Raw genomic sequence first — 2,452 nt, forward strand, 5'->3', positions numbered from 1 at the left:
CTTAAGCCACTTTTTTATTTAAGCATTACCATTTCCTAATTCTTTAAACCCTTCTCCTAGTACTTCATGAACTGTGCTAACTATTATAAAAGCATTCGGATCTGTAGCTTTAACTAACTTTTTAAATACACTTCTTGATTTCTAGATATTATCACAAGTAAAACTTGTTTTTTATCATCAGTATATCCACCCCTACCATCAAGTATAGTTAAGCCTCTATCTAATTCATTGGTTATAACTTCTCTTAATTCATCAGACTTATTAGAAATTATCATAAATTCTTTAGAAAAATCAAATCCTTCCATTATAGCATCTGCAACTTTAACTATTACATAAAGCGATATAGCAGAGTATAGCGCAGTTTCTATATTTTTATTTACAATACCAGAAGATACAACTACAACACCATCTAAGCACATCATGAATTTAGTCGCCTTTATACCAGGAAACTTTTTACTCAATATTAAAGCTATTAAATCAGTTCCCCCTGTAGAACCATCGACTCTAAATACAATACCAATACCTAAGCCTACTAATATTGCACCTGATATAGAAGATAATAAAAGATCACTTGTTGGTAAAACTTCAGCAAAAGATGAAGTTATATTTACCATAAAAGAGAATAGCACTGTTCCGATTAATGTTTTTACAGAATTTTTAGTACCCAGTATTTTAAAAGCTAATATTACCAAAGGAATACCTATAATTAACATTATATTAGACACAGATATACCTGTGACTTTATTAAGCACTACAGACATACCACTAAGACCTCCAGGAGCAATCGTGTAAGGTTTAAAAAACATGTTAATACCTATACTCATAGATATACATCCCACTAATAAACCAAGCCCTTCTGTCAAAATAGCCGAAAATTTAGTTTCGTCTTTTTTCATATTTTATAATTCCCTCCCTAAGTTGTTATAAGTTTTATAATCTCATTACAAAATAATATTATATCATAAAATAATTGTACAAACTAAAGAAATAAACTGACTCTATTAAAACTAATAATGTTTACAATATAAAAATAAGGGTAAAATATGAATACATTAAAAATGTATTTAATAATGATTACTACATAGTAATTACATACATTTTATGTTAAATTTAGTATTATTAGTAAAAATCAATTGATTATATGTATCATTAAAGTATATAATATATATAAATTCAACAAAATTTGAAAGGGAGCGATTATTATGAAGATCACATTACCAGAAACAGCGATAAATACTTTAAAAGACATTTTAAATGATAACCAAGATAAACCTAAAGGAATAAGAGTTTATTTTGCAGGTAATGGATGTAGCGGCCCATCGTTTGGTATAGCTTTAGATGAGCAAAATCCTGATGATTTAGAATTTGATATAGAAGGTTTACACTTCATAATGAGTAATGAAGACTATGCTACATACGGTGATATAGTCATAGAAGATACTGGTTATGGATTTATGGTTAGACCCGAAAACATTCAACCTGGTGGCGGATGTGGCGGAGGGTGCTCAGGCTGCGGACACTAGAATTATTAATTCACAATTAAAGAAGCTTTATAATTTACATAAAGCTTCTTTAAGATAAATATATAACTTGAAAGGAAATGATTAAATGAAGGTTACTTTACCACAAACAGCGATTGATACGCTAAAAGATATCTTAAAAGATAATCAAGATAGACCTAAGAATATAAGAGTTTATTTCGCAGGTATAGGATGAGGCGGTCCATCATTTGGAATTGCTCTGGATGAGCAAAAGGCTGACGATTTAGAATACAATGTAGAAGGTTTACATTTTATAATGAGTAATGAAGATTATACTAAATATGGAAATATAGTTATAGAAGATACTGGCTACGGATTTAAAGTAGGACCAGAAAATATACAAGATGAAGGTGGATGCGGCGGAGGATGCTCTGGCTGCGGGCACTAAAATTAAAAGAGTATTAGCTTTAAGCTAGTACTCTTTATTTTTTTCTAAAGTTAGGTATAATTAGACTTTAATAAATTATAAGGAGTACTGACATGAGAAGAAGAAAAATAAAAGGTGCAGATGAGAAGTTATTAAGTTATAAAGATTATGTTCTTAGGGATGATATAGACAAACTTAAAGGTAAATGGAATCTTAAGTTTAAAAATGATAATCCAATATATGTGGAATTTGGTACTGGGCGCGGAAAATTTATAACTACTCTAGCTAAGCAAAATCCCGATATAAATTATATAGCTTTTGAAATAAAGGAAGAAGTTCTTATAAAAGGAGTAGAAAAAGCCAATGAGTATGGTTTAAATAATATTTTATTTGCTTGGGCAAATGTTTCTAATGTATTAGATTATTTTGAGGAAAATGAATTAAGTAGGATATATGTTAACTTCTGTGATCCATGGCCAAAAGCTAGATGGGCTAAGAGAAGATTAACTCATACTAATTTTTTAAATAAATATAGGACTCTGCT

The 2,452-nt window shown here is 29.5% G+C and carries 3 protein-coding genes and 1 pseudogene; 3 read left to right on the forward strand and 1 reads right to left on the reverse strand.

What is annotated here, in order from left to right:
• Positions 1-18: 18 nt before the first annotated feature.
• A pseudogene (locus tag BN899_RS06760) lies at positions 19-896 on the reverse strand (YitT family protein).
• A gap of 306 nt (positions 897-1,202) precedes the next feature.
• Between BN899_RS06760 and BN899_RS06765 the strand changes: the two are divergent.
• The 3 genes from BN899_RS06765 to trmB all read left to right on the forward strand — a co-directional run.
• Positions 1,203-1,523, forward strand: coding sequence for an iron-sulfur cluster biosynthesis family protein (locus BN899_RS06765; RefSeq protein ID WP_042274025.1), 321 nt, complete (start codon positions 1,203-1,205; stop codon positions 1,521-1,523).
• Between the two features lie 274 nt (positions 1,524-1,797).
• Positions 1,798-1,929, forward strand: a complete 132-nt coding sequence (locus BN899_RS20135; protein WP_278244967.1) for a hypothetical protein — start codon at positions 1,798-1,800, stop codon at positions 1,927-1,929.
• Between the two features lie 92 nt (positions 1,930-2,021).
• The coding region (trmB, locus tag BN899_RS06775) for a tRNA (guanosine(46)-N7)-methyltransferase TrmB (RefSeq protein WP_042274026.1) at positions 2,022-2,452 on the forward strand (431 nt) is incomplete at its 3' end.

Origin of the sequence: Faecalimicrobium dakarense (assembly GCF_000499525.1) — a bacterium.
In the GTDB taxonomy this organism is placed as follows: Bacteria; Bacillota; Clostridia; order Peptostreptococcales; family Peptostreptococcaceae; genus Faecalimicrobium; species Faecalimicrobium dakarense.

Excerpts from the sequence above, each read along its gene's own strand:
- BN899_RS20135 (WP_278244967.1), top strand. The coding sequence starts at position 1,798 with ATGAGTAATGAAGATTATACTAAATATGGAAATATAGTTATAGAAGAT.
- BN899_RS06765 (WP_042274025.1), top strand. The coding sequence starts at position 1,203 with ATGAAGATCACATTACCAGAAACAGCGATAAATACTTTAAAAGACATT.